General features: G+C 67.1%; 12 protein-coding genes. 11 read left to right on the top strand and 1 reads right to left on the bottom strand.

The window, feature by feature from the left end:
• Nucleotides 1–111 precede the first annotated feature (111 nt).
• From ACH46_RS12370 to ACH46_RS12320, 11 genes are all read left to right on the top strand, one after another.
• Complete coding sequence (locus ACH46_RS12370; RefSeq protein WP_226995607.1) at nt 112–354, top strand: hypothetical protein; 243 nt, start codon at nt 112–114, stop codon at nt 352–354.
• Nucleotides 311–1,693 (top strand): threonine ammonia-lyase IlvA, encoded by a 1,383-nt coding sequence (ilvA, locus tag ACH46_RS12365; protein WP_062393196.1) that lies wholly within the window; start codon nt 311–313, stop codon nt 1,691–1,693. Before ACH46_RS12370 ends, ilvA begins: the two co-directional genes overlap by 44 nt.
• Nucleotides 1,694–2,103: 410 nt before the next feature.
• Nucleotides 2,104–2,964, top strand: coding sequence for an MlaE family ABC transporter permease (locus ACH46_RS12360; RefSeq protein WP_082399645.1), 861 nt, complete (start codon nt 2,104–2,106; stop codon nt 2,962–2,964).
• Between the two features lies 1 nt (nt 2,965).
• Nucleotides 2,966–3,832, top strand: coding sequence for an ABC transporter permease (locus ACH46_RS12355; RefSeq protein ID WP_062393195.1), 867 nt, complete (start codon nt 2,966–2,968; stop codon nt 3,830–3,832).
• A 3-nt stretch (nt 3,833–3,835) separates the two neighbouring features.
• The gene (locus ACH46_RS12350; protein ID WP_062393194.1) at nt 3,836–5,131 is read left to right on the top strand and encodes an MlaD family protein; all 1,296 of its coding nucleotides are present in this window, start codon (nt 3,836–3,838) and stop codon (nt 5,129–5,131) included.
• On the top strand, nt 5,128–6,165 hold the full coding sequence (locus tag ACH46_RS12345) for an MCE family protein (RefSeq protein ID WP_062393193.1): 1,038 nt from the start codon (nt 5,128–5,130) through the stop codon (nt 6,163–6,165). The genes ACH46_RS12350 and ACH46_RS12345 overlap by 4 nt, the downstream gene beginning before the upstream one ends.
• Nucleotides 6,162–7,154: an MCE family protein gene (locus ACH46_RS12340; RefSeq protein ID WP_062395360.1), complete on the top strand. Its 993-nt coding sequence runs from the start codon at nt 6,162–6,164 to the stop codon at nt 7,152–7,154. The genes ACH46_RS12345 and ACH46_RS12340 overlap by 4 nt, the downstream gene beginning before the upstream one ends.
• Before the next feature lie 2 nt (nt 7,155–7,156).
• Nucleotides 7,157–8,284 carry an MCE family protein gene (locus ACH46_RS12335; RefSeq protein ID WP_120298859.1) on the top strand — a complete coding sequence of 376 codons (1,128 nt, stop codon included), beginning with the start codon at nt 7,157–7,159 and terminating at the stop codon, nt 8,282–8,284.
• Nucleotides 8,281–9,381: an MlaD family protein gene (locus tag ACH46_RS12330; RefSeq protein WP_062393191.1), complete on the top strand. Its 1,101-nt coding sequence runs from the start codon at nt 8,281–8,283 to the stop codon at nt 9,379–9,381. Before ACH46_RS12335 ends, ACH46_RS12330 begins: the two co-directional genes overlap by 4 nt.
• Nucleotides 9,378–10,538 (top strand): MlaD family protein, encoded by a 1,161-nt coding sequence (locus tag ACH46_RS12325; RefSeq protein ID WP_062395361.1) that lies wholly within the window; start codon nt 9,378–9,380, stop codon nt 10,536–10,538. Before ACH46_RS12330 ends, ACH46_RS12325 begins: the two co-directional genes overlap by 4 nt.
• Nucleotides 10,539–10,548: 10 nt before the next feature.
• Entirely contained in the window at nt 10,549–11,397 is an 849-nt protein-coding gene (locus ACH46_RS12320) for a hypothetical protein (protein ID WP_062393190.1), read from the top strand.
• 25 nt (nt 11,398–11,422) lie between these two features.
• On the opposite strand, the gene treY is transcribed toward ACH46_RS12320, so the two are convergent.
• On the bottom strand, nt 11,423–13,756 hold the full coding sequence (treY, locus tag ACH46_RS12315) for a malto-oligosyltrehalose synthase (protein WP_062393189.1): 2,334 nt from the start codon (nt 13,754–13,756) through the stop codon (nt 11,423–11,425).
• Between the last annotated feature and the right edge of the window lie 31 nt (nt 13,757–13,787).

Here is a 13,787-nt window from a genome sequence, read left to right as displayed (position 1 = left end):
CGGATGTCGGATACCCCTCGGTAGGTTTCGGTGGGCCGAATCTTTTGTTCACGGATGCGCTACACTCTGGATATGACCTCGCTGACGAACGTAGTTCCTCGGACCGCAACGGTGAGCGGTGGAGTTCACGTCCCGGTCTTCGGTGTCCTGTGGCCGCTGTACAAGCTCGCCGCGGTGGTCGGGGCCGTGATCGTCGCCGCGATGGTCTTCACCTTCACCGCCTCCGGTGTCGCGGCCATGTGGGCCAGCGGCGGCGTTCTGCTCACGATCTGGTGGGGTGGCTACCGAGTCGCTCACCAGCGGTGGGACGATGGAGAGCGTGACTTCTACGCCGAAAATCGCACCCGCCACTGATCTAGCACTCAGCCCGGCGAGCATCATCGATGCGGCGCGGCGTCTGGACGGCGTCGTGCGACACACTCCGCTCGAGAAGTGTCCCCGCCTGAGCGAGGAGACCGGCGCTCGGATCCACCTCAAGCGGGAGGATCTCCAGGGCGTGCGCTCCTACAAGATCCGCGGCGCCTACAACGTGATGGCGCAGCTGACCGACGAAGAACTCGCGGCCGGCGTCGTCGCCGCGAGCGCGGGCAACCACGCGCAGGGCGTCGCCTTCGCCTGCGCCACCATGAAGGTCACCGGCCGGATCTACGTGCCGACCACCACCCCCAAGCAGAAGCGCGACCGGATCCTGTGGCACGGAAAGGGATTCGTCGAACTGCTCGCCGTCGGTGACACCTACGACGCCGCCGCCTCCGCCGCGCAGGCCGACGTCCTGCGGACCGGCGCCACCTGGATCCACGCGTTCGACGACCCGCGCACCGCCTCGGGGCAGGGGACCATCGGCAAGGAGATCGTCGACCAGCTCGGGACCGACCCCGACATCGTGATCCTCCCCGTCGGCGGCGCAGGCTGCATGGCGGGCATCGTGACCTACCTCCGCGAGGTCTGCCCCAACGCCGCGATCGTCGGCGTGGAACCGCGCGGAGCCGTCTCGCTTGCGGCGGCCCTGATCAACGGTGAGCCGTACACGCTGCCGACCGTCGACTCCTTCGTCGACGGCGCCGCCGTGAAACGGGTCGGCAGCCTCGGCCACGACGTGATGGCCGCCGCGGGCGCCCGCGTCGTTCGTCACCCCGCGCTCGACGTCATCACCGACACGCCCGCCGTCCCGGTGATCGACAAGTCGGAGATCGACTTCGCGCCCGGCAGTGTGACGATCACCTACGTCAGCGAGGGCGCCATCTGCTCAACGATGCTGGAGCTCTACCAGAACGAGGGCATCATCGCCGAGCCCGCGGGTGCGCTGGCCGTCACCGCGGTGCAGGAGCTGCGGCTGCCGGAGAACGCGACGGTCGTCGCGCTGGTGTCCGGCGGCAACAACGACGTCTCGCGCTACGGGGAGATCGTCGAACGATCGCTGGTCCATCGCGGTCTCAAGCACTACTTCCTGGTGAACTTCCCCCAGGAGCCGGGTGCGCTCCGCCGATTCCTCGACGAGGTGCTCGGCCCGGACGACGACATCACGCTGTTCGAGTACGTCAAGCGCAACAACCGCGAGACGGGCGCGGCGCTCGTCGGCATCGAACTCGGCGATCCGTCTGCACTCGACGGGCTCCAGGACCGGATGCTGCGGTCGCGCCTCGACGTGGAACGCCTCGAGCCCGACACGCCCGCGTACCGCTACCTGACCTGAGTCGCCCCGCCGCCGCGGCCCAGTTTTCTGAGTCCGGTCGTAGATGCGTCTCTCGCCGACATAAGGTGCGTCTCCCGCCGACACTTGCGTCGTCCCGGACGACGCAAGTGTCGGCGGGAGACGCGGCTGGCGGAAATTGGTGCATCTGCGTCTGTCGGCGACATCCGCCCGGCGCATCACGGCTCGAAAATCCCTGTGACAGCGGAGTTTTTCGGGTCTTTCGGCTCCCACGATCCCACTGCCAGCACGATTGCTACATAGGCGAAGTTATGTGTGGCCCTGAGCACACCCATAAGAGAATGCTGTGTATATTACGACCGAACGACTTGATTCGTCGCGAATGCGTGGGGGACTGGAGTTGATCGTCTGCCTCCGCTGCTCCGTGACGAAACTCGAAGCGAAGGCAGGGGATGAGCACAGACACGGTGGACGCGGCACCGAGTGCCGGTCGACGTCGCTGGTCCGACAGTGGTTTCGGCAAGTGGTTCGACGAACACATCAAGAAGTCCTTCGAGACCTTCGGACGCCAGCTCGCGATGTTCGTCGAGGTGTTCAAGGTGCTCGTCGAAGACATCGTCAAGCGTCGCTTTCCCTTCGGTGAGTTCGTCCGCCAGTGCGCATTCATGTCGTCGACGTCGGTGTTTCCGACCCTCCTCGTCGCCATTCCGATCGGCGTCATCGTCTCGATCCAGGTCTCGAACATCGCCGGACAGATCGGTGCGACGTCGTTCTCCGGCGCGGCGACCGGCCTCGGTGTGATCCGCCAGGGTGCACCGCTGGTCACCTCGCTGCTCCTGGCCGGCGCCGTCGGGTCGGCCATCGCCGCCGACCTCGGCTCCCGCACCATCCGCGAAGAGATCGACGCGATGCGCGTCATGGGCGTCAACCCCATCCAGCGACTGATCTCGCCGCGCCTGCTCGCGACGATGGTCGTCTCCTTCTTCCTCTGCGGCTTCGTCTGCTTCGTCGGCTTCATCACCGGCTACCTGTTCAACGTCTACTTCCAAGGCGGTACGCCGGGCAGTTACACGGGCACGTTCGCCTCCTTCGCGGGCGTGCCAGACCTGGTCTTCGCTCTGGTGAAGGCGGTGATCTTCGGTGCCATCGTGGCGATCGTGGCGTGCGACCGAGGACTGTCGACCAGCGGCGGCCCGGCCGGTGTGGCCAACTCGGTGAACGCGGCCGTCGTCAACTCGGTGATCCTCCTGTTCACCGTAAACGTGGTGCTCACGCAGGTGTTCGCGCTCGTGATCCCGGCGAAGGTGGTGTGAGATGACCGCATCCCGGTATGTCCCGACAGCTCTGAAGCCCCTCGAGTGGCTCAAGAAGCTGTGGGAGGGTCCGCGCGACGCGATCGTCGCGATGGGTCACCTGATCACCTTCCTGGTGAAGTCCATCGGCTTGGCGCCGATCACGTTCACGCACTACCGCAAGGAGGTGTGGCGGCTGCTGTCCGACGTCGCGTGGGGCAACGGCGCCATCGTCGTCGGCGGCGGCACCGTCGGCGTCATGATCATCCTCGGCGTCATGGGCGGTGCGACCGTCGGCATCGAGGGCTACACGGCGCTGAACCTGCTCGGCATGTCACCGCTGACCGGCGGCTTGTCGGCGTTCGCGACCACGCGCGAGATCGCGCCGCTGTTGGCGGCGACCGCGTTCACCGCACAGTCCGGATGCCGATTCACCGCCCAGCTCGGCTCCATGCGCATCAGCGAGGAGATCGACGCCCTGGAGTCGATCGCCATCCGCCCGCTGCCGTACCTGGTGACCACCCGCATGGCGGCCGCGGTCCTGTCGATCATTCCGCTGTACGCGGTCTCGCTCGCCGCCAACTACGTCGCCTGCCAGCTCATGTTCCAGGTCCAGTCGGGGGAGGGCGCGGGCACCTACCTGCACTACTTCGACCAGTTCATGCTGTCGCGGGACGTGGTCTTCTCGTTCCTGAAGGTGATCGTCTTCGTCCTGCTGACGACGTTCATCCAGTGCTACTACGGATACTTCGCGTCGGGCGGTCCGGAGGGCGTGGGCGTCGCGGCCGGGCACGCGATCCGACTGTCGATCATCACGATCGTCTTCGCGAACCTGATCCTGACCCTGGTCTTCTGGGGCACCTCCGCCGGCATCAAGATATCGGGATAGCAGATGAGAATCGATACTGGTGGGCGCGACCCGTCACTCAAGGCCTACTTCATCCGAGGCGTGATCTTCCTCGCGGTGGCCGCCGTCGTCTTCGCGCTGCTCATCGCCCGCTACGAGGGCAAGTTCGACAGCCGCACCGAGGTCACCGCCGACCTCACCGACATCGGCGACGGTCTCGTCTCCGGCGCCGACGTCCGGTTCAACGGCTTCATCGTCGGATCCGTCGGGAGCATCGACCTCACCGGATCGGGCGACAACCCGACCAAGTCCGTGGAACTGGTGCTCGACAAGACGCAGGCCGAGGGCATCCCCGCCAACACCACTGCGCGCACCGTCCCGTCGAACCTGTTCGGCGTCAACGCCGTCGAGCTGATCGCTCCCGGCAATCCGTCGTCGGATCGGTTGGCCTCGGGCGACGTGGTGCCCGCCGACACCTCGGAGCCGACCATCCGCCTGCAGGATGCGCAGAACGAACTCCGCACCCTCCTCCGCAGCGTTCCGCCCGAGGACCTCGGCATGGTCCTCGGGACCATCGCCGACGCCCTCCAGGGCGGCGGCGCCACGTTCTCGACGTTCGTCGGCGTGCTCGACACGTACTGGAAGACCATCAACGCGCAGTTCCCGCCCGGAGCGCCGTCGGGCTTCGACAACTTCAACCGGGCCGTCCGAGGACTGGCGCAGTCCACGCCCGACCTCCTGGACGCACTCGGGAAGTCCGTGGTGCCCGCGATGACCGTCGCGCAGAACTCCGAACAGCTCACCGCGCTCCTGTCGGCGGGGCAGGGGATGCTCGACCAGACGCAGACGCTCTTCGCGAAGAACGGCGACGGCGGTAAGCGCATCGTGCGCGACCTGAACACGATGCTCGGCGCCGTGATGCTCGATCCCGACGCGATGCCGCAGGCGCTCCACGAGATCTACGTTCTCGCCGGCCGAGTGCTCGGCGTGTTCACCGGCACCAACGGCCACGTCCAACTGAACCTCGGCATCAACTTCAGTGCCTACCAGCAGTACTCCCGGCAGAACTGCCCGGTGTACGACGGCGGACCGTACGGTCAGCTGCGCGGCCCCGGCTGCGTGGGCCCCGGCACCGGGACCGGGCCCACGATGTCCGGACCGCTCAGCATCTACCCGCCGTCCATGCAGCGTCGCACCGTCAAGAAGCGCGTCAGCGGTGTCACGACGGCCAAGGACGGTACGACGTTGAAGAAGGCCCTCGGCCGGAAGCCGACCGCGGCCGACACCCTGATGCTCGGCCCGCTGGTCGCAGGCGTGACACCCAAGGGAGGAGACAAGTGACTCGCAACGCGAAATCCAGCATTCGCAAACCGCTGATCGGGTTCAGCCTCTTCGCGATCCTCGCGCTGCTCATGACCTACCTGATCTGGTCGACCCTCGAACGTTCGGTGAGCGGCTCCACCACCGACTTCAGCACCACCTTCAACGACGTGTCCGGGCTCGCCGAGGGCGACGACGTCCGCATGGCGGGCGTCCGCGTCGGCCGCGTCGAGAAGATCGAACTCGACGAGGGCCACGCCCTGGTGAGCTTCAAGGTCCAGGACGACCAGAGCGTGTATGCGAACACCCGCGCCGCCATCCGCTACCAGAACCTCATCGGCCAGCGCTATCTCGCGCTGTCGATCGACGGCGAGACGCCCGGCAAGCGACTCGACGAGGGTGCCCGACTGCACCTGCCCGGCGAGGACTCCTTCGACGTCACCAAGCTCCTCGCAGGCTTCCAGCCGGTCTTCGACACCCTGACCCCCGAGCAGGTGAACTCGCTGTCGGAGAGCCTGATCCAGACCTTCCAAGGCAACACGGTGTCGCTGACCCGCACGATCGCCGAGATCGGGCAGGTCGCCGACGACATGGCCAACCGAGATCAGGTCCTCGGCGCCATCATCACCAACGTCGGCACCGTGATGCGAGAACTGGCCTCGCAGGGCAAGCAGGTCGAGACACTGATCGACAGTGCGGGCAAGCTCGTCGAAGGCCTCAACGGGAACTCCGCCGCGTTCGGCAAGTCGCTCGACCAGATCGGGCGCACCGCACAGGGATTCGCCGACGTCTTCGCCCGCAACCGGTCGAGTCTGCAGTCCGCGGGCACCGCGGCACGGCAGGCCACCAACACGCTGATCGCCAGCGGTGCCAAGCTCGACCAACTCGCGCGTGATCTCCCGGTCTTTCTCGGTCACTTCCCCAACGTGATGATGCAGGGTACGTACTTGAACATCTATGTCTGCGACCTCGACATCGCCATCGGCGACGTCCTGTTCCCGCCCGGCCTGATCAACAAGATCGGCGGCACCCAGCATTCGGTGGTGTGCCGATGAAGAAGCGCTTCGGGCGGGCCTTCAACGGCAACCGCCGCCTCTGGTACGGCATCTTCGGATCCGTCGGTCTCGTCGTCATCATCGTGGCGGTGGTGGGGCTGAGCACGGCGGGCATCGGGCAGCGGACGTACACCGCCGACTTCGCCCAGGCCGGCGGCATCCGCCCCGGCGACAAGGTCCGCGTCGCGGGCATCGATGTCGGCAAGGTGTCGAGCACGGAACTCGCCGGCGACCACGTCACGGTGAAGATGAAGGTCAACAACGACGTCCAGGTCAAGGAGGACGGCTCGGCCGAGATCAAGATGTCGACCCTCCTCGGGCAGCGTTACGTCGACATCGTCCTCGGCCAGAGCAGCAAGGACGCCCCCGGCGATCGGATCAAGCAGACGTACGTGCCGTACGACCTGCAGCAGACCCTCGCGAAGGGCACCCCGATCCTCGCGGGCGTCGAACCGGACGAACTGACCAACAGCATCCGCAGTCTCAACCGGCAGCTGGCCGGAGCGCCGGCCGTCATGGGCCCGGCCCTGGAGTCCCTGACGCGGATGTCCGACGTCCTGAACAACCGGCACGACCAGATCAATCAGCTGCTCAAGGACACGAACGCGGTGACCGACCAGGTGCTCGACAGCAAGTTCCAGCTCTCGATCATCGTCGGCCAGGGCGCACAGCTCGCCAACAAGATCGTTGCCCGCCAGCAACTCGTCACGCGCATGCTCGACGGAGTCGCGGCCCTCACCGACCAGGCGCGGGCCGTCGCCGCTGAGAACCAGGGCCAGTTCGCGCCGGTCATGGCGAACTTGAACACCATCTCCAACGGTCTGGAGAAGAACCGCGAGAACCTCCGCAAGCTCCTCGAGGTCCTCCCGGTGACCGCACGACTGACCACCAACATCACCGGTGACGGGCCTTATGCGAACGGCTACCTGCCATGGGGTCTGTTCCCCGACAACTGGCTCTGCCTGGCCCGGGTGGTGGACGGATGCTGACCATGCGAACCACGCGGATCACTTCGGACCGGAGAACGCGGGCGCGGCGTGCGCTCGCCGGAGCGGCTCTCGCCGCCGCGAGCATGCTGGCGATCACCGGCTGCTCGCTGGTCCCGGCCACCTGGAAGGCGGCCGCCGGGCAGGCGAAGACCGTCACCGCCTACTTCGACGACACCTCCGGCATCTTCGAGGGCAACGACGTCGCCGTCCTCGGCATGCCGGTCGGTCGGATCACCAGCGTGCAGCCGCAGGGCACGCGCGTGAAGGTCGAGATGACGATCGACAACAGCATCGACGTCCCGCAGGACGTCACGGCGGCCATCGTCAACACCTCCATCGTCACCACCCGCCACATCGAGCTGACCCCCACCTACAAGGAGGGCCCCAAGCTCGACGACGGCGCCACCATCAAGCACACCAAGGCGCCCGTCGAGATCGGCACCCTGTTCGACGCCATCGACAACATCGTCAAGTCGATGTCCGGCGACAAGCCCGGTGAGGGACCGATCGCCGACTTCGTCGACGTGACCTCGGGCATCGCCGCCGGAAACGGTGACAAACTGCGGGAGGCGCTCGACGCCCTGTCGAAGGCGGGCAAGCTCGGCGCCGACAACGGCGACGTCCTCGCCTCGATCATCAAATCGCTCAGCACGCTGACCACGGCGCTGACCGACAACTACCCGAAGATGAAGCAGTTCTCGGCGTCGATGACCCAGGTCTCCGACATGCTCGGAGACCAGTCGGTCGGCCTCGTCGCCACCCTCGGCGACCTGAACCAGACGCTGCAGAACACGGCGGAGTTCCTGGCGAACAACTCGGGCACCATCAGCTCGTCCACCGGCCGGTTGGCGGCGCTGGCGGCCAACCTCTCGGACTTCTCCCGCGAGGTGGTCGACGCGATCGACGTGGCGCCGCTGCTGTTCCAGAACCTCTCGAACTCGATCTCGGCGGAACAGGGCGCGTGGCGCGCCCAAGTGCTGCTCGACAAGTCACTGCTCGACAACCAGGCGATCTCCAAACTGTGCCAGGTCCTCAATCTCGACAAGAGGGGCTGCGAGACAGGTCAGCTGAAGGACTTCGGACCGGACCTCGGTGTCTACTCCGGACTGTTGGGGTTGATGAACAAATGAGCCTGAAGAAGAAGGTCGGCCTGGCGGTCGCCGCACTGCTCACCACGGTGAGCGTCTCGGCGTGCGGGGTGCTGCCCGGACTCACCGTGGAGCAGATCCCGCTGCCCGCGCCGGGCGGCATCGGTGATGCGATGACCGTCCACACCTCGTTCGAGAACGCTCTGAACCTGCCGAACAAGGCCAAGGTCCGCCTCGGCGGCATGGACGTCGGCGAGGTGGAGTCGATCGTCGCCGAGAACTACCGAGCCATCGTCACCATGAAGGTCGCCAAGGACACCAAGCTGCCGATCGGCACCGGAGCCGAACTGCGCCAGGCCACCCCGCTCGGCGACGTCTTCGTCGCCCTGCAACCGCCCGCGGATGCGTCGAAGGGGCTCGTGAAAGACGGCGGCAGCCTGACCGGACCGACATCGGCCGCCGCCACCGTGGAGGACCTCCTGGTCAGCATGACCGGCCTGGTCGATTCGGGCTCGGTGAGCTCGCTGCAGCGGATCTTCACCGAGTTGAGCACCGCGATCGGCGGCAACGCGCCCGAGCTCAAGGGCGCGATCGAGGGCTTCACCACGGCGATCAGCAAGTTCAACGCCAACTCGGCCCTGGTCGACGAGGCGATGGCCAACACCGCCAAGTGGACCAAGCAGCTCGCCGACGGCCGCGCCCAGATCACCGCCGCGGTCAACAAACTGCCCGCCGCGATCAACACCGTCAACGACCAGCTCGGGCTGATCCTGACCACACTCGACAAGTCGAACAAGGTCACGGCGGCCACCAACGACTTCTTGAAGTCCGAGCAGGACGATTTCGCCGAGATGCTCGGCCACCTCAACACGACGCTCGTCGCACTCAACAGGTCCGCGGGAACCCTCGGTCCGCTCGCCGACCGCCTAGCGGAGCTGAATCCGAAGTGGATCAAGAGCACGTCGGGCAGTGCCGCCGCCGTCTCCGCCAAGCTCTACTGGCTCACGCCCGGGCTGGGCTTCGACAGCGCGTCGCGCCTCCCCGAGCTCGGTGACGTCACCAACGGCATGAACAGCATGGAGCAGACGCTCGCGAGAATCATCGCTCGGCTCACCGGAACCAAGGGGTGCTGCTCATGATGAACTGGCTTCGCGAACGCAAGATCATGGTCGGCAACCTGGCGTTGATCGTGGTGATGCTGCTCGGTCTGGCGTTCCTCGCGTTCAACAGTCTCAGCTGGCGCCCGTGGCAGAAGACCTACGACGTCACCGTCCACTTCCCGGTCTCCGGCGGACTGCAGGACACCAGCAAGGTGATGCTGCGCGGCTCCCGGATCGGCGACGTGCAGTCCATCCAGGTCACGCCCAAGAGCGTCGACGTGGTCCTGCGGCTGCGCAAGGACTTCCCGATCAACAAGAAGGCGAAGTTCTCGGCGCTCGGCCTGTCCGCCGCCGGTGAGCAGTACGTCAACATCACCCCGGAGACCGATCAGGGCCCGTACCTGAGCGCCGGCGACGTGATCGACGTGTCGCAGACGCACGTCACCGCTCCCTTCCCGGGCATGCTGCAGTCCGCGCTCGACGTCATCGGTCAGATCGATGCGCCCAAGCTGACGGCCACGCTCAAGGAATTGGAGATCGGTCTCAACGACAGCGGGCCCAACCAGCTGAAGTCGATCTTCCACTCCGGCGGCGTCATCTTCTCCGACCTGGCGAAGGTGCTGCCGCAGACCACGAAGCTGATTCAGAATTCCGGCACCATCCTGAAGACGACCGGCGACATCCAGCCCGACCTGCAGAACCTCGTGGGCGGACTCGACGCGGTGCTCGGCCAGGCGGCCGCGGCCGACAAGGAGCTGCGGAAGCTCCTCGGCAACGGACCGGGACAGCTCACCAGCCTCACCGGGTCCCTGGCGACCATCACCGATCCGCTGTCGGACGTGCTGACTCAGTTCCTCGACGTCGCCCGGCAGGGCGCGCTGCGGGCGCCGACCCTCGCGACACTGTTCCCGTCGATCCGTGACGGCTCCATCCAGGGACAGAAGATGTTCCACGACGGCGCCTGGTGGGTGCTCGCGTCGCTGTACCCGCGGCCGTCGTGCAACTACAGTCTGTCGCCGGTCCGGCCGACCAAGATCCTGGAACTGACGGTGCCGAAGAATCTGTACTGTGTGACCGAGGATCCCAACCAGCAGATCCGCGGCGCGGCCAACGCGCCCCGCCCGAAGGGCGACGACACCGCGGGTCCGCCTCCCAACTACGATCCGAACGCAAGAACGGTTCCGCTCGACAAGTGATGAAGGACGAATGAGTTCAGCTGACGAGAATGGCAAGTCGGACAAGGGGTCTGACGAGAACATCGACGAGACGGTGGTCGATCTCGACGAGGAGCGGACGGTCGACGACACGACGGCGGGCGAGTCGACGGGCAGTGGTGACGCGGACGGCGGGGACGCGGAGAGCGGGGACGCGGACGGCGTGGCGGATGCCGGCGGCGACGACGCGTCGACCAACGCGGAGCGGCGCGCGGCCCGACAGGCGAAGAAGGACGCGTCCGCCAAGAACGTCCAGCTGACCATCCCCGTCCGCGCGTTGAAGCAGTTCGGTCTGGCGATCCTCGCGATCGCCGCCGTGGTCGCCATCTCGCTGAGCGTCTTCCAAGTGGTTCAGAAGGACAAGCAGCTCGACGCCTTCGCCGACAGCAAGACCGCGGCCGCGCACTTCGTCGAGACGCTGCTGGAGTCGATGAACGCCCCGAACGCGAATGCCGACTCGATGCGTAAGGCCGTGGGACCGCTGAGCACCGGAGACTTCAAGAAGCGGCTCTCGTCGGACGCCACCGTCAACACGGACTTCTTCAAGGACAACAAGATCGACAAGATCAAGGTCACGATCACGTCGTCGATGGTGGAGTCGTTCGACGCCGACCGCGCGACCGTCGTCCTCGCGGGCGAGGTCTCCGGAGTCAGTGCCGCCAGCGGCAGCCCCGGCCGTCAGGCGATCCTGCTGCAGGTGGAGATGAACAAGGTCGACGACGACTGGCTGGCCAGCGATGTCAGCGCCGGTCCCGGCATCACCGTCGGCGCGCAGCAGGAAGGTCAGCCTCCGGTACCGGGCGTGCCCGCTCCCGAGGCGCCCGCGCAGCCGACACCGTAAGGCACGGACCGGCAGCGGCAGCCTGCTACCGCTGGTGCTCGAACGAGGTCCGCTCCAACAGAGCCATCGGCCGGTCGCCGAGCAGGGCGGACGCGGTCACGGTGCCGCTGAACGCGTTGCCGGTGAAGGCGTCGAGCCAGTCGCCCGCGGGCAGCACGATCTGCGCCTTCGTGCGCGCTTTCGGGTCGGCGAACATCAACGCCAGACGGACGGCGACGAGGACCACGTCGGCGATGCCGTCGCGGCCGCGGGCGAACGCGAAGAGATGGTCGGTGCCAGAGCCCTTCGGCGTCACGTCCAGGTACTCGCTGCCCGGGGAGAATGCGCTCAGATGGCGACGGCGCACCTGCAGGCAGGTCTGCACGACCCGAGCCTTCGGATGGTCCAGCGACCGCGTGTAGTCCACCGGACGCCGGTTGTCCGGGTCGGTCAACGAATCGTCCCACCACTGGGTGCCCTGGTAGATGTCGCCGACACCGGGCAGCAGCAGGGACGCCGCCTTGCGGGAGAGCGATTCGACGCGGCCGGCGTCGGCGATGATCGCGACGAACGAGCTGACGAGTTCGGCGGCCTCACCGCGCTGCAGGTCCAGGAGCCACTGTTGCACGGCGTCCTCGGCGGCGTCGTCGACCTGCGTCCATGACGACACCAGTCCGCCCTCGCGCATCGCCTTCTGCGCGTACGCCGCCAGACGTGCGGTGAGGTCGGGCGACGGCGCACTGTCGTCGGGCCACACTCCGACCACATTCTGCAGCAGGAAGTAGCAGACCAGCGTGTGCGGCGGCGGTGCGATCCGCCACAGGCTCCGCACGAACAGGCGCCAGCGCTGCGGGGTCTGCGCGATCACCGCGATCCGAGCGCGGACGTCCTCGCTGCGCTTGGTGTCGTGGGTCGAGAGCGCGACCATGGCGCGCGGCCAGGTCTCGGCACGTCGACGGGCCCGCTCGATGAAGTCGGTCCGGTTGATCGCCGGAACCAGTGGTACGCAACCGAGTTCCTGGCTCGAGATCAGCCGCGCGGTCCGGTGGAAGCCGACGTTCTCGACGCCGACGCTGTAGACGGCGACCACGGCCTCGCCGATCCGGGCCAGGGCCTCCGGCGCCGTCGTCGGATCGCGGAAGGCGGCCGCGAGGACGTCGAAGCCTGCGGTGAGCGACGGGTACTCGGTCGTCAAGTGGTCGATGGCGGCCAACACCTCCGGCAGGTGCGACGGGGAATCGGGCCTGCCGACCGGGGCGGCGCAGATGAACAGCGACGCCGCCTTCTGGATGCTGTGGGCGGGGACCTCGGGTGCGGTCGCCACCAGGAGATCGGTGACGCGTTGGATCCGGTCGGGGAGCTGGTCGACGAGAACCGCCTGCTTCAGCTCCCGCGCCCGCCGGAGGAGCGCGTCGCCGTCGCCTTCGATCCCGGACACGGTGCGGAACGTCTCCTCCAGTTCGATCGCCCCGGTCGGGGCGGTGAACCGTGCCTCGATCAGCTGGAGTTGGTCGTATCCGGTGGTGCCGTCGACCGGGAGGAGCGGGTCCAGCTCCTCGCCGAGCGTCAGCCCCTTCTCGATGTAGAGCAGCCGGTCGGGGCCGAGGTCGTTCCGCAGTCGCCGGAGATAGTCGATGGGGTCGGCGAGGCCGTCGACGTGGTCCACGCGGACGCCGTCGAGCAGGTCCTCGGCGACGAGGTCGCGGAGCCAGGAATGCGTGGCATCGTAGACCTCGGGCAGCTCCTGGCGCAGGGCGGCGAGCCCGTTGATCGCCAGGAACCGGCGGTAGCCGACGCGGCGGCTGTCGTGGGGGACCAGGCGGTAGTGCTGCAGTTGGTGGACGGCGAGCGGGTCGTCGCCCGGCTCGCAGGTGCCGGGCGCCGTCGGCAGGGCGAGGTCGCCAAGGACCAGGCGTCGGTGCCGGTCGAGACGCAGCAGCTGCAGATCTGCCTCACTCCCGAGATAGGGGAGGTTGATGAGACCGTCGGTGGGCCCGGTGTCGAGGTCGAAGTAGGGCGCGTACGGCGACTCGAGGCCGCGGACGAGGACGTCCGACCACCACGGGTTGTGGTCGGGGTCCGCGACACCGACGTGGTTCGGCACGATGTCGACGATCACCCCGATGCCCAGGGCCCGTGCGTGTTCGCGGAGCAGGCGGAATCCGTCGGGGCCGCCGAGCACCTCCGAGATCCGCGCGGGTGGACACCAGTCGTAACCGTGTCGGGAGCCGGGCATCGCGGTCAGGATCGGGGACAGGTACAGGTGGCTCACGCCGAGCTCGCACAGGTGCGGCAGGATGCCTGCAACCTCGGCGAAGGTGAATTCGGGCGTCAGCTGAACGCGGTAGGTGGCCACCGGGTCGACGGGTATCCCGGACATCGGTCTCCTTCGGTCACCGGACGGCCCGCCG

It is taken from the genome of Gordonia phthalatica, assembly GCF_001305675.1.
Taxonomy (GTDB): Bacteria; Actinomycetota; Actinomycetes; order Mycobacteriales; family Mycobacteriaceae; genus Gordonia; species Gordonia phthalatica.
The sequence above is the reverse complement of the archived record's forward strand: the minus strand, read 5'-3'. Positions and strand labels throughout refer to the sequence as shown.